The organism is Comamonas koreensis, assembly GCF_021026195.1.
Lineage (GTDB): Bacteria > Pseudomonadota > Gammaproteobacteria > Burkholderiales > Burkholderiaceae_C > Comamonas > Comamonas koreensis.
On the sequence record NZ_JAJNCT010000034.1, the window covers coordinates 158,713 to 181,759 of the forward strand.

At 64.0% G+C, this 23,047-nt stretch carries 21 protein-coding genes and 1 pseudogene; 7 read left to right on the top strand and 15 right to left on the bottom strand.

The window, feature by feature from the left end; all coding sequences use genetic code 11:
* The first annotated feature begins 11 nt into the window (after nt 1–11).
* On the top strand, nt 12–989 hold the full coding sequence (locus LPW39_RS22470) for a Bug family tripartite tricarboxylate transporter substrate binding protein (protein WP_230780772.1): 978 nt from the start codon (nt 12–14) through the stop codon (nt 987–989).
* An 85-nt stretch (nt 990–1,074) separates the two neighbouring features.
* On the opposite strand, the gene LPW39_RS22475 is transcribed toward LPW39_RS22470, so the two are convergent.
* Nucleotides 1,075–1,980 carry an amino acid ABC transporter substrate-binding protein gene (locus tag LPW39_RS22475; protein WP_407928902.1) on the bottom strand — a complete coding sequence of 302 codons (906 nt, stop codon included), beginning with the start codon at nt 1,978–1,980 and terminating at the stop codon, nt 1,075–1,077.
* Nucleotides 1,981–2,126: 146 nt separating this feature from the next.
* On the opposite strand from LPW39_RS22475, the gene LPW39_RS22480 reads away from it, so the two are divergent.
* Together LPW39_RS22480 and LPW39_RS22485 are read left to right on the top strand one after the other, a co-directional pair.
* Entirely contained in the window at nt 2,127–2,993 is an 867-nt protein-coding gene (locus tag LPW39_RS22480; protein WP_133855058.1) for a MurR/RpiR family transcriptional regulator, read from the top strand.
* A gap of 9 nt (nt 2,994–3,002) precedes the next feature.
* A complete protein-coding gene (locus LPW39_RS22485; RefSeq protein ID WP_230780774.1) occupies nt 3,003–4,262 on the top strand; it encodes a multifunctional CCA addition/repair protein in 1,260 nt (419 codons plus the stop codon).
* A 38-nt stretch (nt 4,263–4,300) separates the two neighbouring features.
* Here the strand turns inward: LPW39_RS22485 and LPW39_RS22490 are convergent, their stop codons facing one another.
* From LPW39_RS22490 to LPW39_RS22500, 3 genes are read right to left on the bottom strand one after another with little or no spacing between them, the layout of a single operon-like run.
* Nucleotides 4,301–5,929 carry a SpoVR family protein gene (locus tag LPW39_RS22490; RefSeq protein ID WP_230780776.1) on the bottom strand — a complete coding sequence of 543 codons (1,629 nt, stop codon included), beginning with the start codon at nt 5,927–5,929 and terminating at the stop codon, nt 4,301–4,303.
* Nucleotides 5,926–7,197 (bottom strand): YeaH/YhbH family protein, encoded by a 1,272-nt coding sequence (locus LPW39_RS22495; protein WP_230780778.1) that lies wholly within the window; start codon nt 7,195–7,197, stop codon nt 5,926–5,928. Before LPW39_RS22495 ends, LPW39_RS22490 begins: the two co-directional genes overlap by 4 nt.
* Nucleotides 7,198–7,254: 57 nt before the next feature.
* The gene (locus LPW39_RS22500) at nt 7,255–9,177 is read right to left on the bottom strand and encodes a PrkA family serine protein kinase (protein WP_230780780.1); all 1,923 of its coding nucleotides are present in this window, start codon (nt 9,175–9,177) and stop codon (nt 7,255–7,257) included.
* A 512-nt stretch (nt 9,178–9,689) separates the two neighbouring features.
* Between LPW39_RS22500 and LPW39_RS22505 the strand changes: the two genes are divergently transcribed.
* Nucleotides 9,690–11,627, top strand: a complete 1,938-nt coding sequence (locus tag LPW39_RS22505; protein ID WP_230780782.1) for a PhoX family protein — start codon at nt 9,690–9,692, stop codon at nt 11,625–11,627.
* A 92-nt stretch (nt 11,628–11,719) separates the two neighbouring features.
* Here the strand turns inward: LPW39_RS22505 and trxC are convergent, their stop codons facing one another.
* Together trxC and LPW39_RS22515 are read right to left on the bottom strand one after the other, a co-directional pair.
* On the bottom strand, nt 11,720–12,157 hold the full coding sequence (gene trxC, locus LPW39_RS22510) for a thioredoxin TrxC (RefSeq protein WP_230780784.1): 438 nt from the start codon (nt 12,155–12,157) through the stop codon (nt 11,720–11,722).
* Between the two features lie 68 nt (nt 12,158–12,225).
* On the bottom strand, nt 12,226–13,092 hold the full coding sequence (locus LPW39_RS22515) for an endonuclease/exonuclease/phosphatase family protein (protein WP_230780794.1): 867 nt from the start codon (nt 13,090–13,092) through the stop codon (nt 12,226–12,228).
* Between the two features lie 120 nt (nt 13,093–13,212).
* Between LPW39_RS22515 and LPW39_RS22520 the strand changes: the two genes are divergently transcribed.
* Together LPW39_RS22520 and LPW39_RS22525 are read left to right on the top strand one after the other, a co-directional pair.
* Nucleotides 13,213–13,665 carry a GNAT family N-acetyltransferase gene (locus LPW39_RS22520; protein WP_230780796.1) on the top strand — a complete coding sequence of 151 codons (453 nt, stop codon included), beginning with the start codon at nt 13,213–13,215 and terminating at the stop codon, nt 13,663–13,665.
* A 179-nt stretch (nt 13,666–13,844) separates the two neighbouring features.
* A complete protein-coding gene (locus LPW39_RS22525; protein WP_230780798.1) occupies nt 13,845–14,369 on the top strand; it encodes an AAA family ATPase in 525 nt (174 codons plus the stop codon).
* 23 nt (nt 14,370–14,392) lie between these two features.
* Here LPW39_RS22525 and LPW39_RS22530 read toward each other — a convergent pair whose 3' ends face one another.
* The 4 genes and pseudogenes from LPW39_RS22530 to LPW39_RS22545 form a co-directional block, all read right to left on the bottom strand.
* Nucleotides 14,393–15,100 carry an SDR family oxidoreductase gene (locus tag LPW39_RS22530; RefSeq protein WP_230780800.1) on the bottom strand — a complete coding sequence of 236 codons (708 nt, stop codon included), beginning with the start codon at nt 15,098–15,100 and terminating at the stop codon, nt 14,393–14,395.
* Nucleotides 15,101–15,136: 36 nt separating this feature from the next.
* Nucleotides 15,137–15,283, bottom strand: a pseudogene (locus LPW39_RS22535) (zinc-binding dehydrogenase); the annotation flags it as partial.
* Nucleotides 15,284–15,391: 108 nt separating this feature from the next.
* Nucleotides 15,392–16,027, bottom strand: coding sequence for a TetR/AcrR family transcriptional regulator (locus LPW39_RS22540; protein ID WP_230780802.1), 636 nt, complete (start codon nt 16,025–16,027; stop codon nt 15,392–15,394).
* A 49-nt stretch (nt 16,028–16,076) separates the two neighbouring features.
* Nucleotides 16,077–16,967 carry a LysR family transcriptional regulator gene (locus LPW39_RS22545; RefSeq protein WP_230780804.1) on the bottom strand — a complete coding sequence of 297 codons (891 nt, stop codon included), beginning with the start codon at nt 16,965–16,967 and terminating at the stop codon, nt 16,077–16,079.
* A 246-nt stretch (nt 16,968–17,213) separates the two neighbouring features.
* Between LPW39_RS22545 and LPW39_RS22550 the strand changes: the two genes are divergently transcribed.
* Nucleotides 17,214–18,245, top strand: a complete 1,032-nt coding sequence (locus LPW39_RS22550; RefSeq protein ID WP_407928907.1) for an agmatine deiminase family protein — start codon at nt 17,214–17,216, stop codon at nt 18,243–18,245.
* A 21-nt stretch (nt 18,246–18,266) separates the two neighbouring features.
* Here the strand turns inward: LPW39_RS22550 and LPW39_RS22555 are convergent, their stop codons facing one another.
* The 5 genes from LPW39_RS22555 to LPW39_RS22575 all read right to left on the bottom strand — a co-directional run bounded on the left by LPW39_RS22555 (nt 18,267) and on the right by LPW39_RS22575 (nt 22,923).
* Nucleotides 18,267–18,662 carry a VOC family protein gene (locus LPW39_RS22555; protein WP_230780808.1) on the bottom strand — a complete coding sequence of 132 codons (396 nt, stop codon included), beginning with the start codon at nt 18,660–18,662 and terminating at the stop codon, nt 18,267–18,269.
* A 48-nt stretch (nt 18,663–18,710) separates the two neighbouring features.
* The gene (locus LPW39_RS22560; RefSeq protein WP_230780810.1) at nt 18,711–19,544 is read right to left on the bottom strand and encodes a carbohydrate ABC transporter permease; all 834 of its coding nucleotides are present in this window, start codon (nt 19,542–19,544) and stop codon (nt 18,711–18,713) included.
* Nucleotides 19,541–20,440: a carbohydrate ABC transporter permease gene (locus LPW39_RS22565; RefSeq protein ID WP_230780812.1), complete on the bottom strand. Its 900-nt coding sequence runs from the start codon at nt 20,438–20,440 to the stop codon at nt 19,541–19,543. Before LPW39_RS22565 ends, LPW39_RS22560 begins: the two co-directional genes overlap by 4 nt.
* Nucleotides 20,441–20,524: 84 nt before the next feature.
* Nucleotides 20,525–21,811: an ABC transporter substrate-binding protein gene (locus LPW39_RS22570; protein ID WP_269075930.1), complete on the bottom strand. Its 1,287-nt coding sequence runs from the start codon at nt 21,809–21,811 to the stop codon at nt 20,525–20,527.
* Nucleotides 21,812–21,897: 86 nt separating this feature from the next.
* Nucleotides 21,898–22,923 (bottom strand): ABC transporter ATP-binding protein, encoded by a 1,026-nt coding sequence (locus LPW39_RS22575; protein WP_230780815.1) that lies wholly within the window; start codon nt 22,921–22,923, stop codon nt 21,898–21,900.
* Between the last annotated feature and the right edge of the window lie 124 nt (nt 22,924–23,047).

The following is a 23,047-nucleotide window of genomic DNA, read 5'->3' on the forward strand; positions in this document are numbered from 1 at the left end:
GAGTGTTCACCATGCATCGTCGTCTCTACCTTGTCAGCCTGGCCGCATCGCTGGGTCTGCTGGCCTTCAGCGCGCAGGCGCAGACTGCCAGCTATCCGAACCACCCCGTCAAGGTGGTGGTCGCCCTGCCCGCAGGCGGCGGTGTGGACATGATCGCGCGCCTGGTGGGCCAGCAGCTGCAGGCAGGAACCGGCCAGCCTTTCATCGTCGACAACCGCGCGGGCGCCTCAGGCCGCATCGGCCTGCCGGCCGTTGCCAAGGCCAGCCCCGATGGCTACACCCTGATGGCCTCGCCGGCGTCCTTTCTGACCACCAACAAAAGCATCTTCAAGGACCTGCCCTACGACCCGCAGGCCGACTTTGCGCCCATCACCAAGCTGGCCAACCAGGACATGGTGCTGGTGGTCAAGGACCGCAAGAAATTCCCCAACGCCGCTGCCGTGCTGGCCGCAGCCAAGGCCCAGCCCACCATCCTGACCTATGCCAGCTCGGGCGAAGGCAGCCCCCAGCATCTGGCGGCGCTGATGTTCGAGACCCGGGCCCAGCTGCAGATGACGCATGTGCCCTACAAAGGCGGCGCCCTCGCCATCAACGACATGCTGGGCGGCAATGTGGACCTGCTGTTTGCGCCGCTGCCCGAGGCCCTGCCCCACCTCAAGTCCGGCAAGCTCACGGCCCTGGCGCTGATGAGCGACAAGCGCTCGCCCTTGATTGCCGAGGTGCCGACGATGGCGGAGGCCGGCATTCCCGACATGGTGATGCAGACCTGGATCGGCCTGCTGGCCCCGGCGCGCACGCCGCGCCCCATTGTCGATGCGCTCAACCGCCAGGTGCAGGCCATCTTGCTGCGTGACGACATCAAGCAGCAGTTGCAGGACGTGGGCATGGAAGTGGCGCCCACGACACCGGAGCAGTTCCAGCAAACCATTGCGCAGGAGATCAGCCTGCATGCACAGCTGGTGAAGGCCGCTGGCCTGGTGCCGCAATAACGCAAAAAGACCAGGGGGCTGGCCCCTGGTCCTTGTCTCTTGCTCCATGGCTGCCAGTGGTCAGCAGCCAGACTGCAATAGCGGCTCAGATCCCCTTGGACGAGGGGTTGGCAAAGGCATCACGCGTTTCGGCGTTCAGCGGGTAGTTGATATTGATGCCCTTGGGCGCAATCGGCGACATGAACCAGCGGTTGTAGAGCTTCTCCATCTCGCCCGATTGCATCAGGCCCGAGACCGTGTCGTCCACCAGCTGCTTGAAGGCCGGGTCATCATTGCGCAGCATCAGCGCCTGGTTCTCGGTGCGCAGGCTCTCGCCCACGATCTCGTAGTTCTGCGGATCACGCGCATTGGCGATCTGGCCGGCCAGCAGGATGTCGTCCAGCACAAAGGCGGCGGCCTTGTCGCCCTGCACCAGCAGGAAGGACTCGGTATGGTCCTTGCCCGGCACATTGGTGATGTCGAGCCTGCTGGCCCGGTCGGCCTGGCGCAGCAGGCGGAACGAGGTGGTGCCGGTGGTGGTGGCGACCGACTTGCCCTGCAGATCGGCAATGCTCTTGATGCCCGAGCTCTTCTTGACCAGCATGCGCACGTTGTAGCGGAAGATGTCCGGCGAGAAGGCCACCTGCTTTTGGCGCTCCACCAGGTTGGTGGTTGAGCCGCACTCCAGATCCACCGTGCCGTTTTGCACCAGCGGGATGCGGTTGGCCGAGGTGACGGCCTGGTAGTTCACCTTCAGCGCCGGCAGCTGGAGCTTGGTTTTGACCGCATCCAGAATGTGCGCGCAGATGTCCATGCTGTAGCCGATGGGCTTGAGGTTGGCGTCCAAGTAGGAGAAGCCGAACGAGGCCTCGCGGTAGCCCAGCGTGATGGCGCCCGAGCTCTTGATCTTGTCCAGCGTGCTGCTGCTTTGCGCCATTGCGCCCATGGAAGCCAACACCAGCGCAGCCAGCGCCACCGCGCGCTTCACACCCATTTTTCCTTGCATATCCATGATCCTCCTGGCACCCGCGTGGTACCGGCCAATGCCTTGCGGCGTTTTAGAACTTTTGCTCCTTATTTATTTTTTTTGGATCATATGTTCCATATCGCACAATAGCTACCCGTGATTTCCCTAAATCTGAAGAAAGACCCGCCGCCATGGGCGTAATCGACCAACTGCGAGACCGCTTTGCCTCCCTGAGCCCTTCGCTGCAGCAAGTGGCGCGCTATGTGCTCGACCACCCCAACGATGTGGTGACGCAATCGATGCGCACCGTGGGCCAGCATGCCCAGGTGCCGCCCACCACCCTGGTGCGCTTTGCCCAGACCTGCGGCTTTGAAGGCTGGAACCCCTTCAAGCAGGCGTTGACCGCCGACATGGGACTGGCCAGTGAGGCGGGCAACCAGTATGGCGAACGGGCCCGCAGCCTGATGGGCCGCGCGCGCGACAAGCAGCTCACCGCCGAGATGTTTGCGATGCAGCGCAGCAACCTCGACCTGACCGAGCAGCACAGTGCAGCGCGCCTGGTGACTGCCGCCAAACTGCTGGAGAAGGCCGACCAGGTGCATGTGATGGGCATGCGCGCCTGCTTTCCGGTGGCCTTTTCGCTGGTCTATGTCTACCGCCTGTTTCGCCGCTCGGTGCATCTGCTCGAAGGCATGGGCGGCGTGCGCGAGATGCAGCTGCGCGCCATCGACCAGGGCGATGTGCTGGTCGCCATCAGCTTTGCGCCCTACTCGCAAGAGACCGTGCATGCGGTGGAACTGGCCCGTGCGCGGGGCTGCAAGGTGCTGGCCTTGACCGACAGCCTGGCCTCGCCGCTGTCGCTGGCGGCCGATGAGACCCTGCTGTTTGCAGTCAACAGCCCCTCCTTCTTCCCCTCCGTCACTGCTGCCCAGGCGCTGTCCGAATCGCTGCTGGAAGTGCTGGTCAGCCGCGCCGGCCCGCAGGCGGTGGCCCGCATCGAGTCGGCCGAGGGCGAGCTGCACGACAGCGGCGTCTACGTGCAACCAGTACGCAAGTAAACTCGTACGATGAAAACTTATATGGTCGGCGGCGCAGTGCGGGACCGCCTCTTGGGACTGCCGGTGAATGACCACGACTGGGTGGTCGTCGGCTCCACACCCGAGGCCATGCTGGCCCAGGGCTTTGTGCCGGTCGGCAAGGATTTCCCGGTCTTTCTGCATCCGCGCACGCATGAGGAATATGCGCTGGCCCGCACCGAGCGCAAGTCCGGCCGGGGCTACCGGGGCTTCAGCATCGCCACCTCGCCCGATGTGACCTTGGAGCAGGACCTGGCCCGGCGCGACCTGACCATCAATGCGATGGCCGCCCCCGTCGACTGGAATGGCAGCGAGCCCGTCACCGACCCCTATGGCGGCCAGGCCGATCTGCAGGCCCGGGTGCTGCGCCATGTGACCGATGCCTTCCGCGAAGACCCCGTGCGCATCTTGCGGCTGGCGCGCTTTGCGGCACGCTTCCATGACTTCTCCGTCGCCCCGGAAACCCTGGCGCTGATGCGCCAGATGGTCGCCGACGGCGAGGTCGATGCGCTGGTTCCAGAGCGCGTCTGGCAGGAACTGGCACGCGGCCTGATGGAGGCTCGGCCCTCACGCATGTTCGAGGTGCTGCGCGATTGCGGCGCCCTCGCCCGCCTGCTGCCCGAGCTGGACCGCCTGTGGGGCGTGCCCCAGCGCGCCGACTACCACCCCGAAGTAGATACCGGCATCCACGTGATGATGGTGCTGGACCGCGCCGCCCAGCTGGAGGCACCACTGCCCGTGCGCTGGGCCTGCCTGGCGCATGACCTGGGCAAGGGCACGACGCCGGCCGATGTGCTGCCCCGCCATATCGGCCATGAGGAGCGCAGCGTCGATCTGGCCCGCCAGCTGCAGCAACGCCTGCGCGTGCCCAGCGACTGCGCCGAGCTGGCGCTGATGGTCGCCGCCGAGCACGGCAATATCCACCGCAGCCCGGGCATTGCAGCCGCGGCCGTGGTGCGCCTGCTGGAGCGCTGCGACGTGTTCCGCAAACCCGAACGCTTTGCGCAAGCGCTGCTGGCCTGCCAGTGTGATGCGCAGGGGCGGCTGGGGCTGGAAGACAAACCTTACCCGCAACGCGCGCAGCTGCTGCGCCTGCTGGCCGCCGCGCAGGCCGTCAGCACCAAGGAGGTGGCAGAACGCGCCGCCCGCACCGGCCGAAAAGGTGCCGAGATTGGCGCGATGGTGCACGAGGCGCGCTGCCAGGCGGTGGCGCAAATGGTGGCAGCGGACGCTGCCGCTGCCAACGGGTAGCCCTGAGCCGCTGAGGCACGGGGTCAGGCAGCGCCAGGTCAAGCCGGCGGTGCCGGCACCGAATGCAGCAGCACCGGCACATTGCCATCGCCGTTCACACTTTCCAGCTGCACCCCAAAGCCCCACAACCGCGCCGCGTGCTTGAGCACTTCCTGCACATCGTCGGACAGCGGGCGGCCCTGGTACTGGGTGTGGCGCAGGGTCAGGCAGCGGTCGCCGCGCAGGTTCACATTCCAGACCTGGATGTTGGGCTCGCGTGCGCCCAGGTCGTACTGCTGTGACAGCGTCTGGCGCAGGTTGCGGTAGCCGTCCTCGTTGTGGATGGCGCTGACCAGCAGCTCGCGTTCGCTGGCATCGTCATGGATGGAGAACAGGCGCATGTCGCGCATCAGCTTGGGGCTCAGGTACTGGCCGACAAAGCTTTCGTCCTTGTAGTTCTGCATGGCATGGTGCAGCGCCGGCAGCCAGGGTGTGCCGGCCAGATCGGGGAACCAGCGCCGGTCTTCGTCGGTCGGGTGCTCGCAGATGCGCTGGATGTCGCGGTACATCGCAAAGCCCAGCGCATAGGGGTTGATGCCGCTGTAGGCACGGTGGCCGGCAGGCGGCTGGTAGATCACATTGGTGTGCGACGACAGCCATTCGATCATCACGCCATCGGTGAGCCAGCCCTCGTCGTACAAGGTGTTGAGCAAGGTGTAGTGCCAGAAGGTGGCCCAGCCCTCGTTCATCACCTGGGTCTGGCGCTGCGGGTAGAAGTACTGGGCAATCTTGCGCACAATGCGCACCACCTCGCGCTGCCAGGGCTCCAGCAGCGGGGCGTTCTTCTCGATGAAGTACAGCAGGTTTTCTTCCGGCTCCTTGGGAAAGCGCTCATGGTGCTGGGCTGGGCTGTTCTTGTCCGGGCGGGCAGGCAGGGTGCGCCACAGCTCGTTGACCTGCTGCTGGGCATAGGCCTCGCGCTGCTCGCGCTCGGCACGCTCGCGCGCCAGGGTCTTCTTGGACGGGCGGCGGTAGCGGTCCACCCCCAGGTTGGCCAGCGCATGGCAGGAATCCAGCCACTGCTCCACCGTATCGATGCCGTGCTTCTCTTCGCACTGCGCGATGAAGTCGCGCGCATACACCAGGTAGTCAATGATGCTGCCGGCATCCGTCCACATGCCAAACAGGTAATTGCCCTTGAAGAAGCTGTTGTGCCCATAGGCTGCATGGGCGATCACCAGCGCCTGCATAGCGGTGGTGTTCTCCTCCATCAGGTAGCTGATGCAGGGGTTGGAGTTGATGACGATCTCGTAAGCCAGGCCCATATGGCCCCGGCGGTAGCGGCGCTCGGTGGCCAGAAACTCCTTGCCATAGCTCCAGTGGCGGTAGCCCACGGGCATGCCGACGCTGGCATAAGCGTCCATCATCTGCTCGGCCGAGATCACCTCGAGCTGGTTGGGGTAGGTGTCCAACCCATAGCGCTCGGCCGTCGCGGCAATGGCGGCGTGGTAGCGCTCGATCAGCTCGAAGGTCCAGTCGCTCGGGTCGGGCAAGGGCTGGTTCGGGCGCTGGCCCGCAGGCCGGGGCGTGGCGGGCACATCGCGCTGGGAGCGGTCTCCCGAAAACGGCACCTTCCAATGCGGGGAGCCCTTGCGCCGTGCGAGCACGGGGTATTGCGACGGGTTCATACCGTGACCCCTTCCTTCTTGAACAGGTCACGGAACACCGGGTAGATATCGCCGGGCTCCGCCACCTTGCGCATCGCGAAATGCGGGAACAGCGGCAACAACTGGCTGTATTCCTGCCACAGGCTTTGCTCGTCGGGAGCCACCTGCACATAGGCAAAGTAGCGCGCCAGCGGCAGGATCTTGTCGGCCAGCAGGTTGCGGCAGTTGCCGCCATCGTCGCCAAAGTTGTCACCGTCGCTGGCCTGGGCCACGTAGATGTTCCAGTCGGCTGCCGGGTAGCGTGCGCGGATGACCTGGTCGAGCAGCACCAGCGCGCTGCTGACCACGGTGCCGCCGCTTTCGGTGGAATGGAAGAACTCGTCCTCGCCCACCTCGGCCGCCTGGGTGTGGTGGCGGATGAAGACGATCTCGATCTTCTCGTAGTGGCGGGTGAGAAACAGGTAGAGCAGGATGAAGAAGCGCTTGGCCAGATCCTTGCGCGACTGGTCCATGGAGCCCGAGACATCCATCACGCAGAACATCACCGCCTGGCTGCTGGGTTCGGGCACCTTGGTGCGGCTGCGAAAGCGCAGGTCCAGCGGATCCAGAAAGGCCACCTTGCCCATGCGCGCCTGCAGCCCGGCAATGCGCTGCTGCAGCTCGGCCACCGCTTCGCTGGTGCCGTCATCCTGCGCCAGCAGGTCTGCCAGTTCCTCTTCCAGCGCCTTGAGCTCGCGGTTGGGCGCCTTGGTCAGCGCAATGCGCCGGCCCAGCGCGCCGCGCATGGTGCGCAGCACGGCCAAGTTGTGCGGCGTGCCGTCATGGCTGTAGCCGGCCCGGCGCGTCTTGTACTGCAAGGTGCTGGCGATATGGGTGCGCAGCAGGCGCGGCAACGCCAGGTCTTCAAAGAAGAGCTCCATGAACTCTTCCTTGGTCAGGGTGAAGGTGAAGTCGTCTTCGCCCTCGCCGCTGTCACTGGCCTGAGAGCCACCACCACCGCCTGCGCCACCCTGGGGCCGCGCAATGCGGTCGCCCCGCACATGCTCGGTATTGCCCGGGTGCACGGTGTCGCGCACACCCCCTTGCCCATGGTGAAAGATGGGCTCCTGGATGTCCTTGCGCGGAATGGTGATGTTCTCGGCCTGCTCGATGTGGCGGATGTCGCGCTTGGCCACCGCGCGGCGTACGGCGTCGGCAATCTGCGTCTTGTAGCGGCGCACAAAGCGCTCGCGGTTGCCCACCGACTTGTTCTTGCCGGCGAGCCTGCGGTCGATGATTTGCAATGCCATCTCTGCCCCCATCCATGACCCGGCTCGTTCGGTGCCGGCGCGCCGTTTTTGTCTGCGTCAGCTGCTCTTGCGCACACGCAGGTACCACTCGCACAGCAGGCGTACCTGCTTGGGCGTGTAGCCCTTGGCTTCCATGCGGGTGACAAAGTCCTCGTGCTTGCGGGCATCCTCGGCATTGGCCTTGGCGTTGAAGCTGATGACGGGCAGCAGCTCTTCGGTGTTCGAGAACATCTTCTTCTCGATCACCAAGCGCAGCTTCTCATAACTGGTCCAGCTGGGGTTCTTGCCCTGGTTGTTGGCACGCGCGCGCAGTACGAAGTTGACGATCTCGTTGCGGAAATCCTTCGCATTGGCAATGCCGGCGGGCTTCTCCACCTTCTCCAGCTCGGCATTGAGCGCATTGCGGTCGAACACCTCGCCGGTGTCGGTATCACGGTACTCGCTGTCCTGGATCCAGTAGTCGGCGTAGGTGACATAGCGGTCAAAGATGTTCTGGCCGTACTCGCTGTAGCTTTCCAGATAGGCGGTCTGGATCTCCTTGCCGATGAACTCGGCGTAGTGCGGCGACAAATACTCCTTGATGTAGCCGGTGTACTTGGTCTCCAGCTCGGCGGGGAACTGCTCGCGCTCGATCTGCTGCTCCAGCACATACATCAGGTGCACCGGGTTGGCCGCCACCTCGGTGCTGTCGTAGTTGAAGACCTTGGACAGGATCTTGAACGCAAAGCGGGTCGAGATGCCGGACATGCCCTCGTCTACCCCGGCATAGTCGCGGTACTCCTGGTAGCTCTTGGCGCGCGGGTCGGTGTCCTTGAGGCTTTCGCCGTCGTATACCTGCATCTTGCTGAAGATGCTGGAGTTCTCGGGCTCCTTCAGCCGCGTGAGCACCGCAAACTGCGCCATCATCTTCAAGGTGCCGGGCGCGCAGACCGCGCTGGCCAGCGAGGACTCGCGGATCAGCTTCTCGTAGATGCGCACCTCCTCGGATACCCGCAGGCAGTACGGCACCTTGACAATATAGACCCGGTCCAGGAAAGCCTCGTTGTTGCGGTTGTTGCGAAAGGCCTTCCACTCGCTTTCATTGCTGTGGGCCAACACGATGCCATCGAAGGGTATGGCGCCAAAGCCTTCTGTGCCTTTGTAATTGCCTTCCTGGGTCGCGGTCAGCAAGGGGTGCAGCACCTTGATCGGTGCCTTGAACATTTCGACAAACTCCAGCAGGCCCTGGTTGGCCAGGCACAGGCCGCCCGAGTAGCTGTAGGCGTCGGTGTCGTCCTGGGCAAAGTTTTCCAGCTTGCGGATATCGACCTTGCCGACCAGGCTGGAGATGTCCTGGTTGTTCTCGTCGCCCGGCTCGGTCTTGGCCACGCCCACCTGGCGCGAGATGCTGGGGTAGCGCTTGACGACCCGGAACTGGCGGATATCGCCACCGTATTCATCGAGTCGCTTGACGGCCCAGGGCGAGAGCACATGGTTGAGGCAGCGGCGCGGAATGCCGAACTGCTCTTCGAGCACCGGGCCGTCCTCCATCGGATCGAACAGTGCCAGCGGGGATTCGTTGACCGGCGAGCCCTTGAGCGCATAGAACGGCACCTTCTGCATCAGGTACTTCAGGCGCTCGGCGATGGAGCTCTTGCCGCCGCCCACCGGACCCAGCAGGTAGAGGATCTGCTTGCGCTCTTCCAGCCCCTGGGCAGCATGCCGGAAAAAGCTCACCACCTGCTCGATGGAGTCTTCCATGCCATAGAACTCGGCAAATGCGGGGTAGCGGCGGATCACCTTGTTGGCAAACAGCCGCGAGAGGTGTGGATCGTTGCGGGTGTCAATCATCTCCGGCTCGCCGATCGCCGCGAGCATGCGGTGTGCGGCGCCCTCGTAGACCATCGGGTCGCGCTGGCACAAGGCAAGAAACTCGTCGAGCGACATTTCCTCTTCGCGCAGGCGCACGTAGCGGGCGGCAGAGTTGCTGATGACATCCATACGACCTCCGTGGCGGCACCAAAGGGGCTGACCGTGCCGCAAACTTGTTAGGACCCCTTTGCAAAACTCTCTGCCCTGGCCGGAATGCGTCCATACCATTTGGCGAGGGTTTTGCAGAGCCTCCCTAGGCAACCGTTATCGTGACTTGGTTTTAGCACCTTAGCGGCGCTTTGACCAGATCACATGTCCTACACACGGATGACCACAATGCAGGCAATATTTCTGGTTACGGCGCCAGCCGCCGCGCTGGCCTCCGATAGATTTTCCCGCCCTCTCAGCAGCGCACAGCCGCACGCTCAACGCATGGCCGCAATGGCCGCAATGGCCCAATTGGGCGGCTGAAGACGGCAAGGCGCCCCGCCTGCATCGTCATAAAAACGACACAACAGCGTCATGCCTCTGCCATGGTCGCCACCGATACTCCGTGCGCACCACAGAGCATGTTGGCCCGGATCTCTCATGGGCCTCTGTGGTGCATCCAACACTACATAACACCCCACGGAGTTACCGATATGAGCGCAGTGCTGACCTCGCGTCGCCGTCTTTTGCAATTTTTGGGCAGCGCACCATTGCTGCCTTTGTCCGGCTCCCTGTCTGCAGCAGGCCTGCTGACCGCCTGTGGCGGTGGTGGTGATGACGATGGCCCAACGGCGGCGTTCAAGTCGGTGAGCTTCTCCAACATGGCAGCGCCCAACCTGACCAACCCCGCAGCGATGGCCACGACCTCGACCAGCGCTGTGATGACCATCCTGTACGCCGACGACAGCAAGCGCGAAGTCGCACTGGCCTATGAGTCCTTCTTCGTGACCGGCGACATGGTTGCTGACGGCAAGGGCGGCAAGATCCTGGCTGGCGGTTACTACGACATCAACAACCAGCCGATCATGGACAACTCCGTGGCTGGCAGCGAGCGCCACTTCTTCTCCGACTGCCCCGATGGCTCCTCGATCATCCAGGTCGCCGATGCCAAGGTGGACGGCGTCAAGGGCAAGCCCGTGTTTGCCGTGGTGCAGTTCGAGTACACCTCCAAGGACCAGTCCGGCGCCGATGCCTACGGCACCCTGCCTTCGCCTATCGCCGTGCTGACCCTGGACCAAGACCAGGACACCGGCAAGCTGAGCCTGGTCAAGTACCACAACGTGGACATGTCCAAGGCCCACGGCCTGTGGATCACCTGCGGCGCCAGCCTCTCGCCCTGGAACACCCACCTGTCCAGCGAAGAGTACGAACCCGATGCCTTCACCGCTGCCAGCTCGGCCCAGTTCAAGGCCTTCAGCAAGCACGTGTACGGCAACGAAACCACGGCCAACCCTTACCACTACGGCCACCTCCCAGAAATCACCGTCAACAAGGACGGCACCGGCACGGTCACGAAGCACTACTGCCTGGGTCGCATCTCGCACGAGCTGATCCATGTGATGCCCGACAACCGCACCGCGCTGATGGGCGATGACTACACCAACGGTGGTCTGTTCATGTTCGTGGCCGACAAGGAAAAAGACCTGTCCGCCGGCAATCTGTACGTTGCGCATTACACCGACGTGCTGACCGACACCTCGACCGCCAAGATGGAGTGGATCCACCTGGGCCACGCCACCAGCGCCGAGATCGAAGCGCTGGCGGGCAGCCTCAAGCCGACCGACATCATGGAGTCGCTGACCACCGACCCGCAAGATGCCAGCTACACCGCTGTGTTCCTGGACGGCAAGGCCGCCTGGCTCAAGCTCAAGCCCGGCATGGAAAAGGCTGCCGCCTTCCTGGAAACCCACCGCTACGCCAACCTGGTCGGCGGCTCGATGGCCTTCACCAAGATGGAAGGCACCACCGTCAACATCAAGGACAAGGTCGCCTACTCGGCACTGGCCAACATCCAGACCTCGATGATCAATGGTGACAAAGCCTGGAATGCCAAGCACAATGTGACCTTCCCCAAGACCGTGAAGGCCGGCGGCGTGCTGGCCCACAACCTGGGCGGTGGCATCAAGGACCGCCAGGGCGCCCCCATCAACAGCGAATGGGTGCCACAGCAATCGCACATGCTGATGATGGGTGAGGACATTGCCGCAGACGCACTGGGCAACACCTCCAACCCCGACAAGATCGCCAGCCCGGACAACCTGAAGTTCTCCGAAAAGATGCGCACCTTGTTCATCGGCGAAGACAGCGGCAACCACGTAAACAACTTCCTGTGGGCCTACAACGCCGACACCAAGCAGCTGTCGCGCATCCTCTCGACCCCTGCGGGCGCCGAATCCACCGGCCTGCACGCCGTGGACGAGGCCAACGGCTGGACCTACATCATGAGCAACTTCCAGCACCCGGGCGACTGGAGCGCGCTGCACGCCAAGATCAAGGACCAGCTCGATCCGCTGATCAACGCCAACTACAAGAACAAGTTTGGCGCCTCGGTCGGTTACCTGACCGGCAAGCCGCAAGCCGTGAAGCTGTAATCTGCATACAGAGCGCGCGTGGCCACGCGCGCACGCGCCCCATAGACAACGATGCCATCCGGACGGATGGCATTTTTCATGGCCCTGCGCGACTACAACACCGATTGCAGCCAGCGCACGATCTCACCGGGCGGCAGCGCACCGGAGATGCGTGCGGCCTCCTGACCGCCCTTGAACACCACCATGGTCGGAATGCTGCGGATATTGAAGGGCTGGGCCACATGCGGGTAGGCCTCGGTATCGAGCTTGGCAAAGCGCAGCCGGGGCTCCAGCTGTTTGGCGGCCAGTGCATAGCCGGGGGCCATCTGCAGGCAGGGGCCGCACCAGGGCGCCCAGAAATCCACCACCACGGGGATGTGGTTGCGCCCCAGCTGCTTGGCAAAGCTGTCGGCATCCAGCGCGACCGGCTCACCGGTGAACAAGGGCTGGTGGCAGCTGCCGCAATCGGGCTGCTGGGCCAGCTGCGCGCGCTGCACGCGGTTGGTGGTATGGCAATGGGGGCACACGATGTGCAAGCTGTCATCCGTCATGGGGCAATCTCCTGCTGCCCATCATAGGCAGACCTAGAAGCCGCAGGTGCAGGCCAAGGCCGCATATTTCAAGCTAGTGTCAGGAGTACCGGCTGGTGGTCGGACAGCTGCGTGGCGCTGTCGCTGTGCCAGGCCCGCACATGGCTGCGCAGGCTGTCGCTGACCAGCGCAAAATCGCAGGCCACCGGCGTGGGCCCCCAGGTGCGGTCAAACAGGCAGAAGGTGGGCGGCTGCGGCGCACTGCCATGCAGCAAGGGCCAGCTGTCATGCCAGAGCGCGGATCCATCCGCCTGCGCTGCGACCAGGGCAGTATAGGCGGGCTCGCCGGCGTGCAGGTTGAAATCACCACACAGCACCGCATGCGGGGTGTGCACGGGCGTGGTGTAAGGCGTGGCCGCCGCTGCCGTACCGGGCAGGGCCGGCAGCTGCGCCAGTGCCTCGGCATGGATTGCCCGCAGCGCCTGCACCTGCGCCATGCGCTGGCTGGCGCTGTGGTACTCCAGATGCGTGCACATCACCCGCACCTGGCCCAGAGCCGGGTCGCGCACCGTCACCACCAGGCAGCCCCGGGGCATGCTCACCACAGCGGCCTCGGCCAGCCAGGGCAGGCGGTGCTGCGCCACCTCGGCCACCGGCAGGCGGCTGGCCACGACATTGCCAAAGCTGCGGCGCTGGCCGCTGGCATCAAAACCATCGGTGGTGGCCGCAAAGAACAGCTGCCAGCCCGGCAGCAGCGCCTGCAGCTGGGCCAGCTGGTCACCCGGTGCGCCCGCCAGCCCGCCATGGCCCACGGCCACCTCCTGCAGGCACAGCACATCGATGCCACCCGTGCCCACGCCCTCGCCCATGGCCAGCGCATGGCGCACAATGCGCGCCGGATCCGCCAGGCCATCGAGGCCGCAGCACCATTGCACATTCCAGCTCAGTATTTGCATGTGGAAAACTCTGTGGATAGCCGCGCCCGCTGGCGCCATCGCCTGCCATTGTGCAGCAGGGGCCAGGCGTTTTTCGTGTCAGCGCCCCAAGCCAGACCCGAGCGCCTCTATAGTCGGGCAATGCCCAAGCACCAAGATTCCTTTCAGATCCGCCCCGCTACCGTGGACGATGTCGCGGCCATGTTCCAGGTGCGCCTGGCCGTCACCGAGAACCGCATGAACCGTGACGCGCTGGCCGCCGTCGGCGTAACCCCCGACTCCATTGCCGATGCCATCCGCAGCGCGCCTTGCGCCTGGGTCGCCACGACCGAAGGCGAAGTCGCCGGCTTTGCGATGGTGGACCTGGACAGCGCCTGCCTGTTTGCGCTGTTTGTGCGCAGCAACCACGAAGGCCGGGGCATGGGCAGCGCCCTGTGCCAGGTCTGCGAGCAGGCCTTGTTTGCGCAGCATGAAGAGGCCTGGCTGGAAACAGCCAAAACCAGCCGCGCCGTGCGCCTCTACCGGCACCTGGGCTGGGGCAACGAGAGCGATATCGGCGATGGCGATATCCGCCTGAGCAAGCGGCGCGATTGACGCCGCACAGCGCTGCAGGCTGGCCGGGCTTCTGCTACATTGCGCTGATGGCTCTGTGCACCACCCCCCGAATTATTCGCATCGTCGAACCGACGGTGGGATAGCGCGCAGCCACGCAATCATGCAACCTACCCTGGAGGTGGGTTTTCCGTCTCTGGGCTTTCCTTCAAGGAGATGGAATGAACACCACCCAAGCGCCTGATACGTTCGCCGATAGAGACCCAGATGCCGGCACCCTGCACCTGCTCTGCGGAAAGATCGCGTCCGGCAAATCCACCTTGGCCCGGCAGCTGGCGGCGCAGCCCCGCACCGTGCTGGTCAGCGAAGATGCCTGGCTTGCCCAGCTCTACCCGGATGCACTGGTCTCGATCCAGGACTATGTGCTGCTGTCCGCCAGGCTGCGCGGTGCGATGCAGCCCCATATCGTGTCGCTGCTGCAAGCGGGTACCTCCGTGGTGCTGGATTTCCCGTCCAACACCCCCAGCACCCGCGCCTGGGCGCGCAGCATGTTTGAAGCAGCGGGGGCACCGCATGCGCTGCACTGGCTGCAGCTGCCCGACGAAGAATGCAAGCGCCGCCTGCGGGCGCGCAATCCCTCGGGCGAGCATCCGTTTGAAACCAGCGATGCGCAGTTTGACCTGATCAGCCAGCACTTTGTGGCGCCGTCAGCGGCGGAGGGCTTCCAGCTGGTGCTGCACGGCTGATACGCACCGCCAAGCACCACGCCTCAGGCGCGCTGCGGCAGGTAGCTGGGCCTGTCCGCTGCCAGTCCGCGTTTGACTTGCTGCGTCAAGTCATCGGCCAGCACCTCGTCCAGCCCGGCTTCCAGCGCATCGAGCGCGCGGCGGACGATATCCGCGGGACTGGACTTGGGGGCCTCCAGTCCGCGAGTCAGGTCGGTATCGACAAAGGCCATGTGCAGGCCCAATACCTGCGTCTTCTGCGCAGCCAGCTCGTAGCGCAGCGAATTGGTGAGCGACCAGGCGGCAGACTTGCTCGCCGAGTAGGCGGCCAGATCGCTGCCGTTCACCCAGGAAGCAATCGACAAGACATTGAGCAAGCCACCACCGCCATTGGCCGCCAGCACCGGCGCAAAGGCCTTGCTCATGCGCAGTACGGCGAAGAAATTGGTCTCGAACATGCGCCGTGCCACCGCTTCGCTGTCGTCGGCAAGAAAACCACCTGTCTGCGCGATGCCAGCGTTGTTGATCACCAGGGTCACATCTGGCGCCTGCGCCAGCGCAGCCGCTACGTCCTCGGGCTTGTTGACATCCAGCCGCAGCGGATGCACCCCTGCCTGTGGGCTGATATTGGCGGGATCGCGGGAACCCGCGTAGACCTTGCTGGCACCACGGGCGAGCAACTCGTGCACAAAGGCCTGGCCAATGCCACGGTTGGCACCAGTGACAAGAACGACAGCGTTAGCAATTTTCATGGAAATCTCCACATGGTTGTGAGGGTGAGAGAGCGCTCATTGGCGCTGGATGACGACTTTTCCCCTGGCATGGCCGGCCTCGACACAGGCCAGTGCTTCCGGGGTGCATTCGAAGGGGAAAACGCGATCCACCACCGGGCGGATCGCGCCTGACTCGATCAGCGCGGCGATCTCGTGCAACTGCCAGCAGCAGCCAGCTCTTGTTGCCATGCCGATCCAGCACATGCGCTGGCAATCTTGTATTTAGTATGATGTTCATCATATTAAGAATCAAAAAAAAGCAGCGCGCTGTTAGGCGCCGCTATCCGGTACGAGTTCCGTTGCCCGTTCGGCTGGCAGCAATTGCTTGAGTGCTGCTTCGCGCAAGCTGTCCGCCAGCACCGGGTCGTCCACCGCACGGGCCAGCAACAGGCTGCCTACCATTGTGGACAAGGTCACCATCGCGCGCTCGTGGGCCTGGGCCTGCCCCCAATCGGGCGATTGGCGGGCGATCAAGTCCACCATTGCCTTGATGTGCTGGGTGGTCACGCGGCGCACTTCCGGGGCCTGGCGTGCAGTCTCGGAGCCCAAGGCAACCAGCGGGCAGCCCTGCTCGGGATGCGCCACATGGGCTTTGGACAGATAGGCGCGGAGCATGGCCTCCCAGGTCTGGCCAGGGGGCGCCTGCGCAGCCACATCGGCCACCACGGCAGCAGATTCTGCACACGCCAGACCGGCAGCTTCGGCCAGCATCGCCTCGCGCGAGGCGAAATGCGCGTAGAAGGCCCCATGCGTCAGGCCGGCCTCTTTCATGATGTCGGCCACGCCCGTACCGCCATAGCCGCTGCGGCGGATGGCGCGCGCTGCGACGGACACAATGCGCTCATGTGTCGCTTGCTTGGCAGCAGCCCGGGTGTTGGAAGTGTCATTTCGCATGACGATCATCATACATATTTTTCGGAACCTGCGCGTCGCAGGGTGAATGCTGCGCAGCCAATCAACGTGTTGGGCCCTGTGCACCCAGCCATTGGAAAACCTGCGACACCATGTCCGAACGGGCAGGCCCTGCGGCACCCGACAGCCACCAAGTGCTGCCCGGCAAACGCGGGTAGCCCGGCAGCACCTGCAACTGCCCGCTGGCTACGCTGCCCTCCACCAGCAGACTGGGCAAGCAAGCGATACCTTGCGCTGCCAACACGGCATCGAGCACCAGCCGCACATCGTCATAGATGGCGCGCTTGCGAAAGTGCGCCAACGGCCCCAGAAAAAGCGGCGCAGTGGCCTCGGCAGTCAGGCTTTCTTCCAGGCACAGCACATCCGCATTCAGGTGGTGCTGGTCCTGTGGGACGCGGCCCAGCTTCTTGGCGGTACCCGCATCTGCTACCAGCAGCCATTCGTCTTGCAGCAGCTGCAGCTCTTGCAAGCCCGGTTGCAACAGCGGCCGGCTGCTGATGGCAATATCGACATCGATCTCATCGACAAAGCGGGCGCTTTCATCGACCGATAGCACCAGGCTCAGCCCGGGCAGCAGCGCCTGCAACTTGGGCAGCCGTGGCTGCAGCCAGCCGCGCAACAACGGAGCGGGACAGACCAGGGACACCAGGCCGGGATCGAGGTAAGTGCCAATGCGTTCCACGCCGCTGCGCAGCACGCTGAGCGAGCGCTGAACGCTGCGCAGCAGCACCTCGCCTGCAATAGTTAGCTCCACGCCCCGCCCTGCGCGGCGAAACAAGGGTTGCATCAGCTGTTCTTCCAGCTGCTGCACCTGGTGGCTGATGGCAGACTGGGTCACATGCAGCTCATCCGCTGCGCGCGAGAAACTGCCGAGCCGGGCAGCAGCCTCAAAGCCCATCAACAGCTTCATCGAAGGAATGCGCGGCTCAGACATATGAGAAGTATTAATGAATTAAGGCAAATCTTATCATTTGATCTCATAGATTCCGCCCTCCACAATGCGACCTGGTCCGAGCTTTCGGCAACGCAACCGCTCCGGACAGGAGCCATTGGAAAAGTGATGAAGACAGGTCAAGATGTAGTGCGCCATGGCGCGCACGCCCCCATGGAAGCCAACACCATGCAACGACGACAATTTCTCTCGGCCGGCACCAGCTTGGTCACCGGAGGCGCGGTGGGCATGCCAGCGCAATACGCGTCTGCGGCAGACAACCCATGGCGCATGCCCGATGAAGGCGAGCGCCATGCTGCCACCTGGATGGCCTTTGGCGCCAGCGACGAGATCTGGGGCCGGCGGCTGAAGGCGGGCGCACAGTCCAACCTGGCGCTGATCGCACAGACCATTGCCCAGCTGGAGCCCGTGCAGATGCTGGTCAGCGCACAAGACTACGACCTGGCCGCGCGGCTGTGCGGCAGCAAGGTCCAGTTGGTGGTGCAAGACATCGATGACCTGTGGATGCGTGACACCGGCCCGGTGTTTGTGAAGAAGGCAGGCGGCGGGTTCGCCGGGGTTGCATTCAATTTCAACGGCTGGGGCAACAAGCAGCAGCACCGCAACGATGCCAAGGTGGCCGCCTTTGTCGCAAAAACGGCAGGCGTTCCGTTGCTGAAAAGCAGCCTGGTCCTGGAAGGCGGCGGCATTGAGGTGGACGGCCAGGGCACCGCCATCATCACCGAGAGCTGCGTGCTCCATGCCAACCGCAACCCGGGGGTCAGCAAGGCGCAGTGCGAGCAAGAGTTGCAGCGCGTGCTGGGGATCGACAAGGTGATCTGGCTGCCTGGCATTGCTGGCCACGATATCACTGATGGCCACACCGACTTTTATGCCCGTTTCTGTGCACCGGGGGTGGTGGTCGCGGGTATCGAGAACGACCGATCCTCACCCGAGCACGCTGTCACCCAGCGCCACCTGGATATCCTGCGCAAGGCGACGGATGCACGTGGCCGCCCCTTGCAGGTGGTTCGCATGCCCGGGCCTGACGATGTGCGGCCGCAGTATGCGAACAAGGACTTTGCGGCCGGCTATATCAACTTCTATGTCTGCAATGGCGCGGTGATCTGCCCCGAGTTTGGCGACAGCCGCGCTGATCGCAATACCCGGGCCATCTTGCGTGAGCAGTTTCCCGGGCGCGAGATTGTGCAGCTCAATATCGATGCCATTGCGGCGGGCGGCGGCGGCATCCACTGCACCACGCAGCAGCAACCGGCTTGAACAAGGCTACCCTGGCCCGGGCTACACCAGTGCCGTGGCGTCCTCGCGCAGCTGGAAGACATTGCCCTCGCAGTCCATCGCATTGCAGGCGCTGTAGCCCGGGCCGGTCCAGGCTTCGTGGAACATCGCTCCGCCCAGGCTGCTGGCGCGCGCGCCGGCATCCTGCAGCGATGGCACGCTGACAAAGAACTTCAGCGCCACATCCTCGCGGCGCTGGGGCGGCGTGCTGATGTGGATGCGCTCGGCGATCTCGGCCGGGATGGCATGCAGCTCCAGCTGGAAGGTGGCAGATGCCAGAGCCACCCAGCCGGGCAAGCGGTTCTGCTCCAGCAGGCCCAGCACCTGCGCATAAAACTGCGCCACGCGCTCGATATCCTTGACGTACAGCACTACGCCAGCCTGGCCCTTTGCGGACATAGAAAGCTCCTTAGAACAAGCACACCCAAAACGGCCACTCTAGCGTTTTTACTTGATCCCTGCCCGCATAAAGCTCTGCACAAACTGGCGCTGGAACAGGATGAAGCCGATCAGCAGCGGCGCCGAGGTCATCAAGGTGGCGGCCGTGATGGTGGACCAGTCCACGCCCTGCTCCACGCTGGAGAACACCTGCAGCCCGACGGTGAGCGGGCGCGATTCCACGCTGTTGGTGATGATCAGCGGCCAGAGAAAGTTGTTCCAGTGAAAGCTCACCGACACCAGCGCAAAGGCGGTGTAGACGGGCCTTGCCAGCGGCACATAGACGCGCCAGAGAATCTGCAAGGTGCTGGCCCCTTCCACGCGCGCGGCCTCGTCCAGCTCCTTGGGGATGCCCATGAAGGTCTGGCGCAGCAGGAAGATCGCAAAGGCCGAGGCAAAGTACGGCAGGCCAATCGCGAACAAGGTATCGACCAGGCCCAGCCGGGCCATGGTCTGGTAGTTCTCGACCAGCAGGATGTCGGGCATGATCATCAGCTGCACCAGCACCAGCGCAAAGGCGATGTTCTTGCCCCGGAACTGGTAGCGCGCAAAAGCAAAGGCCGCCAAGGTGGACAGCAGCAACTGCGCCGCCAGGATGAGGGCCACCAGCAAGGTGGTGTTCAGAAAGTAGCGTGCAAACGGTGCGGCATCCCAGGCCTTGCGGAAGTTCTGCAAGGTCCAGGGGGCGCTCAGGTCAAAACGGATCGCGTAGTCGCTGGGGTGGAAGGCCGTCCAGAACGCATAGGCCAGCGGCAAAATCCAGAGCAGCGCCAGCAGCCAGGCGGCAACAGTGTCCAGCCAGGTGTGGCGGTAGATGACGGCAGGGGCTTGGCTGCGGCTCATTGGTAGTGCACCTTCTTGTCCAGCACAAAGAACTGGAACAGCGCCACGCTGGACAACACGACCACCAGCACCACGGTGATGGCCGCTGCATAGGCCGTGTCCCAGAACTTGAAGCCCACCTCATACAGGTGGTAGAGCAGCAAGGTGGTGGCATTGTCCGGGCCGCCCCGGGTCAGGATGAACACATGGTCCACCAGGCGGAAGGCATTGATCACCGCATTGACCAGCACAAACAAGGTGGTCGGCATCAGCAGCGGCCACTGCACCCGGCGGAAGAAATACCAGCGCGAGGCGCCCTCGATCGCCGCTGCTTCCTTCAGGCTGGGGTTCAGCGTTTGCAGCGCTGCCAGGTAGAAGATCATAAAAAAGCCGGCTTCCTTCCATACCGCCACCAGGGTGATCGCCCCCAGCGCGGTGGAGGGGCTGCCCAGCCAGTTGTGCGATGGCAGGCCCAGCGCGCCGGTGACCTGCTCCAACAAGCCGTACTGCGGCGTGTAGAAGAACAACCAGATATTGGCCACTGCAATCATCGGCAGCACCGTGGGCGTGAAGTAGGCCATGCGCACAAAGGTGCGCCCGGCGATGCGCTCATTCACCCACACCGCCATCAGCAGCGCCAGGCCGATGGAGGCCGGAATGGTAGCCGCAGCAAACCAGAGGTTGTTGCGCACCGCCTGCCAGAACACCGGGTCCTCGGCCATGGCCTGGTAGTTCTCGGCCCCCACCCACACTGCGGCACGCGCGCCCTTGGGGGTGGAGTAAAAGCTGTCGATCAAGGTCGCCACGGCGGGCCAGTGGGTGAAGGCGACCAGCAGCACCAGCGCAGGCAGCAGCAGCAACCAGGCGTGGATTCTGCGCTGGCCGCTGCCGGCGATGGACGAGGAAGAGGCGCTCATGCGTTGGGTTCTTTCAACCGGGCTGAGGCCTTGCCCCAACCCTGGCCCGGCATGGTCTGCAAGCAGGCCACGCCGGGTGCGGCTTTACTGGTAGCTGCGCAGGATGCGGTCGGCCTCCTTCTGCGCATCCTTCATCGCCTGCGCCGAGGTCTTGGTGCCGTTCAGCGCAGCCTGCACCGCATCGTTCAGCACCTTGGTCACGCGCTGGTTGTCATGCGTGGAGAACTCGGCCACCGAGACGGGCAACTGGTCGCGGGCGACCAGCGCCTGCGGGAACTCCTGGCCGTATTTCTTCAGCGCCGGCGTGTCATAGGCGGCAGGTGATACAGCCACATAGCCGCTGTCCATGCTCCACTGCGCAGCGCGCTCGGGCTGGGTCACCCACTTGGCAAATTCGAAAGCGGCCTGCTGCTGCTCCTTGGGCGCCTTCTTGAAGATGTAGAAGTTGCCGCCACCGGTGGGCGAGCCGCCCTTGCGCACATTACCGGCGATCTGGCCGACCCCGAAATCAAACTTGGCGTTGGCCTTGATATTGGTCAGGTTGCCGGTGGTGGTGACGATGATCGCGGCCTTTTTTTCCAAAAAGTCCTTCGGCGTCGTGCCCCACTCGATCACGCCCTTGGGGTGCACGCCTTCCTTGGTCAGGTTGACCCAGTAGTCCAGCGCCTCGATCACCTTGGGGTTGTCGAAGCTGACCTTGGTGCCCGCCTCGTTGGCCAGCAGCACGTCATTGGGGGTGGTCAGGGTCTGCAGCATCCAGTAGGCAAATCCGGTCGATGGGATCTGGATGCCGTACTGGGTCACATTGCCGCTGGCGTCTTTCTTGGTGAGCTTCCTGGCCGCCTCACTCAGCTCCTTCCAGGTGGCAGGGGCCTTGTTCGGGTCCAGGCCGGCCTCCTTGAAGGCTTCCTTGTTGTAGTACATCACCACGGTGGAGCGCTGGAAAGGCACGCCCCAGGTCTTGCCACCCGTCTGGCTGTTGGCCATGAAGGCGGGGTAGAAGCCCTTGAGCCAGGCCTTGTCGGCATCGGTCTTCGCGAAGTCGTCGATCGGCACGATGGCGTCGTCGTCGATCAAGGTGAACATGTCGGTCGACAGCAGCACTGAGGTGGCCGGTGCCTTGCCCGACTTGTTGGCGGTGAGCGCCTTGACAATGGTTTCCTGGTAGGTGCCCGCGTAGATCGGCGTGATCTTGTACTGCGGATGCGCCTTGTTGAAATCGCTGGCATAGCCGTCGATCACCTTAGTGATCGGGCCGCCCACGGCCACGGGGTAGTAGAAAGGCACTTCCAGCGGATCGGCCGCATGCGCGAGGCCCGCACCCAGGCCGAGCATGGCGGCGGCCGATGCGGCCAGGGTCTTCAAAAACATATTGCGTTGCACGGAATCACTCCTCGGGTTGAGCGCCTGCCTGCAGGCGCTGCTCAAACAGACCAGTCAAAGAAAAATGGGTCGCCTCAGGCCATGCGCAGGCCATCGGCATCGAAGAAATGCATGTCTTCCGCACGCCAGGCCAAGCGCAGCGCCTGCCCCACGGCCGCTGCCTGCTGGCCGGGTGCGCGCACCGTGATCTGCTCGCTGCCAATCGCGCAGCGCAGCACCACATCGGCGCCCAGGTATTCCAGGCCGATCACCTGCGCATCTACGCCTTCGGCTGCCAGGCACTGCACCGCCTCGGGCCGCAAGCCCAGTGCCGCAGCACCGGCCGGCGCTGGCACCTGCACCTGGCTGCCGGCAATCGCGCCATCGCTGAGCCGCAGCAAATTCATCGCCGGTGTGCCGATGAAGCGTGCCGCAAAGCGGCTGGCCGGGCGGGCGTACATCTCGCGCGGGGTCGCGCATTGCTCGACCCGGCCCTGGTGCAGCAGCACCACCTGGTCGGCCATGCTCATCGCTTCGGTCTGGTCATGGGTGACATAGACAACGGTCAGCCCCAGGCGCTGCTGCAGCTCGCGCAGCTCGGCACGCATCTCCTGGCGCAGCTGGGCATCCAGGTTCGACAGCGGCTCATCCATCAGGCAGACATGGGCCTGCGCCACCAGTGCCCGGCCGAGCGCCACGCGCTGCTGCTGGCCCCCCGAGAGCTGGCCCGGCTTGCGGTCCAGCAGGTGCGCCAGGCCCAGCAGCCCGGCCGCATCCTTCAAACGCTTGTCAGCCTCGGCCCTGGGCACCTTGCGCACCGCCAACCCAAAGCCGATGTTCTCGGCCACCGACAGATGCGGGAACAGCGCATAGTTCTGGAACACCATCGCAATGCCGCGCTGCGCAGGGGGCAGCCCGGTCACATCGCGCCCTCCAATCAGCACCTGGCCGGCGCTGGCCGTCTCCAGCCCGGCAATGATGCGCAGGGTCGTCGATTTGCCGCAGCCCGAAGGGCCGAGCAGCACGCAAAAGCTGCCCGGCGCGATCTGCAGATCGACCGAATGCAGTGCCGTGGTGCTGCCCCAGGATTTGGCAACCTGCCGTAACTCAATGCTTGACATCGCGCCAGTGTATGAAAGCGCGATGACAATTTGTTTACAAGCTTTCCCTTAGCTGACGGGGCGCTCCAGTGAGGTGGCTGCATACACCCCCTGGTTTTGCTTACAACCATGACAAATGTTGCGC

Excerpts from the sequence above, each read along its gene's own strand:
- LPW39_RS22570 (WP_269075930.1), bottom strand. The coding sequence starts at position 21,811 with ATGTTTTTGAAGACCCTGGCCGCATCGGCCGCCGCCATGCTCGGCCTG.
- LPW39_RS22470 (WP_230780772.1), top strand. The coding sequence starts at position 12 with ATGCATCGTCGTCTCTACCTTGTCAGCCTGGCCGCATCGCTGGGTCTG.
- LPW39_RS22545 (WP_230780804.1), bottom strand. The coding sequence starts at position 16,967 with ATGTCTGAGCCGCGCATTCCTTCGATGAAGCTGTTGATGGGCTTTGAG.
- LPW39_RS22485 (WP_230780774.1), top strand. The coding sequence starts at position 3,003 with ATGAAAACTTATATGGTCGGCGGCGCAGTGCGGGACCGCCTCTTGGGA.
- LPW39_RS22525 (WP_230780798.1), top strand. The coding sequence starts at position 13,845 with ATGAACACCACCCAAGCGCCTGATACGTTCGCCGATAGAGACCCAGAT.
- LPW39_RS22475 (WP_407928902.1), bottom strand. The coding sequence starts at position 1,980 with ATGGATATGCAAGGAAAAATGGGTGTGAAGCGCGCGGTGGCGCTGGCT.
- LPW39_RS22530 (WP_230780800.1), bottom strand. The coding sequence starts at position 15,100 with ATGAAAATTGCTAACGCTGTCGTTCTTGTCACTGGTGCCAACCGTGGC.
- trxC (WP_230780784.1), bottom strand. The coding sequence starts at position 12,157 with ATGACGGATGACAGCTTGCACATCGTGTGCCCCCATTGCCATACCACC.
- LPW39_RS22575 (WP_230780815.1), bottom strand. The coding sequence starts at position 22,923 with ATGTCAAGCATTGAGTTACGGCAGGTTGCCAAATCCTGGGGCAGCACC.
- LPW39_RS22490 (WP_230780776.1), bottom strand. The coding sequence starts at position 5,929 with ATGAACCCGTCGCAATACCCCGTGCTCGCACGGCGCAAGGGCTCCCCG.
- LPW39_RS22495 (WP_230780778.1), bottom strand. The coding sequence starts at position 7,197 with ATGGCATTGCAAATCATCGACCGCAGGCTCGCCGGCAAGAACAAGTCG.
- LPW39_RS22540 (WP_230780802.1), bottom strand. The coding sequence starts at position 16,027 with ATGATGATCGTCATGCGAAATGACACTTCCAACACCCGGGCTGCTGCC.
- LPW39_RS22515 (WP_230780794.1), bottom strand. The coding sequence starts at position 13,092 with ATGCAAATACTGAGCTGGAATGTGCAATGGTGCTGCGGCCTCGATGGC.
- LPW39_RS22565 (WP_230780812.1), bottom strand. The coding sequence starts at position 20,440 with ATGAGCGCCTCTTCCTCGTCCATCGCCGGCAGCGGCCAGCGCAGAATC.
- LPW39_RS22505 (WP_230780782.1), top strand. The coding sequence starts at position 9,690 with ATGAGCGCAGTGCTGACCTCGCGTCGCCGTCTTTTGCAATTTTTGGGC.
- LPW39_RS22480 (WP_133855058.1), top strand. The coding sequence starts at position 2,127 with ATGGGCGTAATCGACCAACTGCGAGACCGCTTTGCCTCCCTGAGCCCT.
- LPW39_RS22555 (WP_230780808.1), bottom strand. The coding sequence starts at position 18,662 with ATGTCCGCAAAGGGCCAGGCTGGCGTAGTGCTGTACGTCAAGGATATC.
- LPW39_RS22520 (WP_230780796.1), top strand. The coding sequence starts at position 13,213 with ATGCCCAAGCACCAAGATTCCTTTCAGATCCGCCCCGCTACCGTGGAC.
- LPW39_RS22550 (WP_407928907.1), top strand. The coding sequence starts at position 17,214 with ATGCCAGCGCAATACGCGTCTGCGGCAGACAACCCATGGCGCATGCCC.
- LPW39_RS22560 (WP_230780810.1), bottom strand. The coding sequence starts at position 19,544 with ATGAGCCGCAGCCAAGCCCCTGCCGTCATCTACCGCCACACCTGGCTG.
- LPW39_RS22500 (WP_230780780.1), bottom strand. The coding sequence starts at position 9,177 with ATGGATGTCATCAGCAACTCTGCCGCCCGCTACGTGCGCCTGCGCGAA.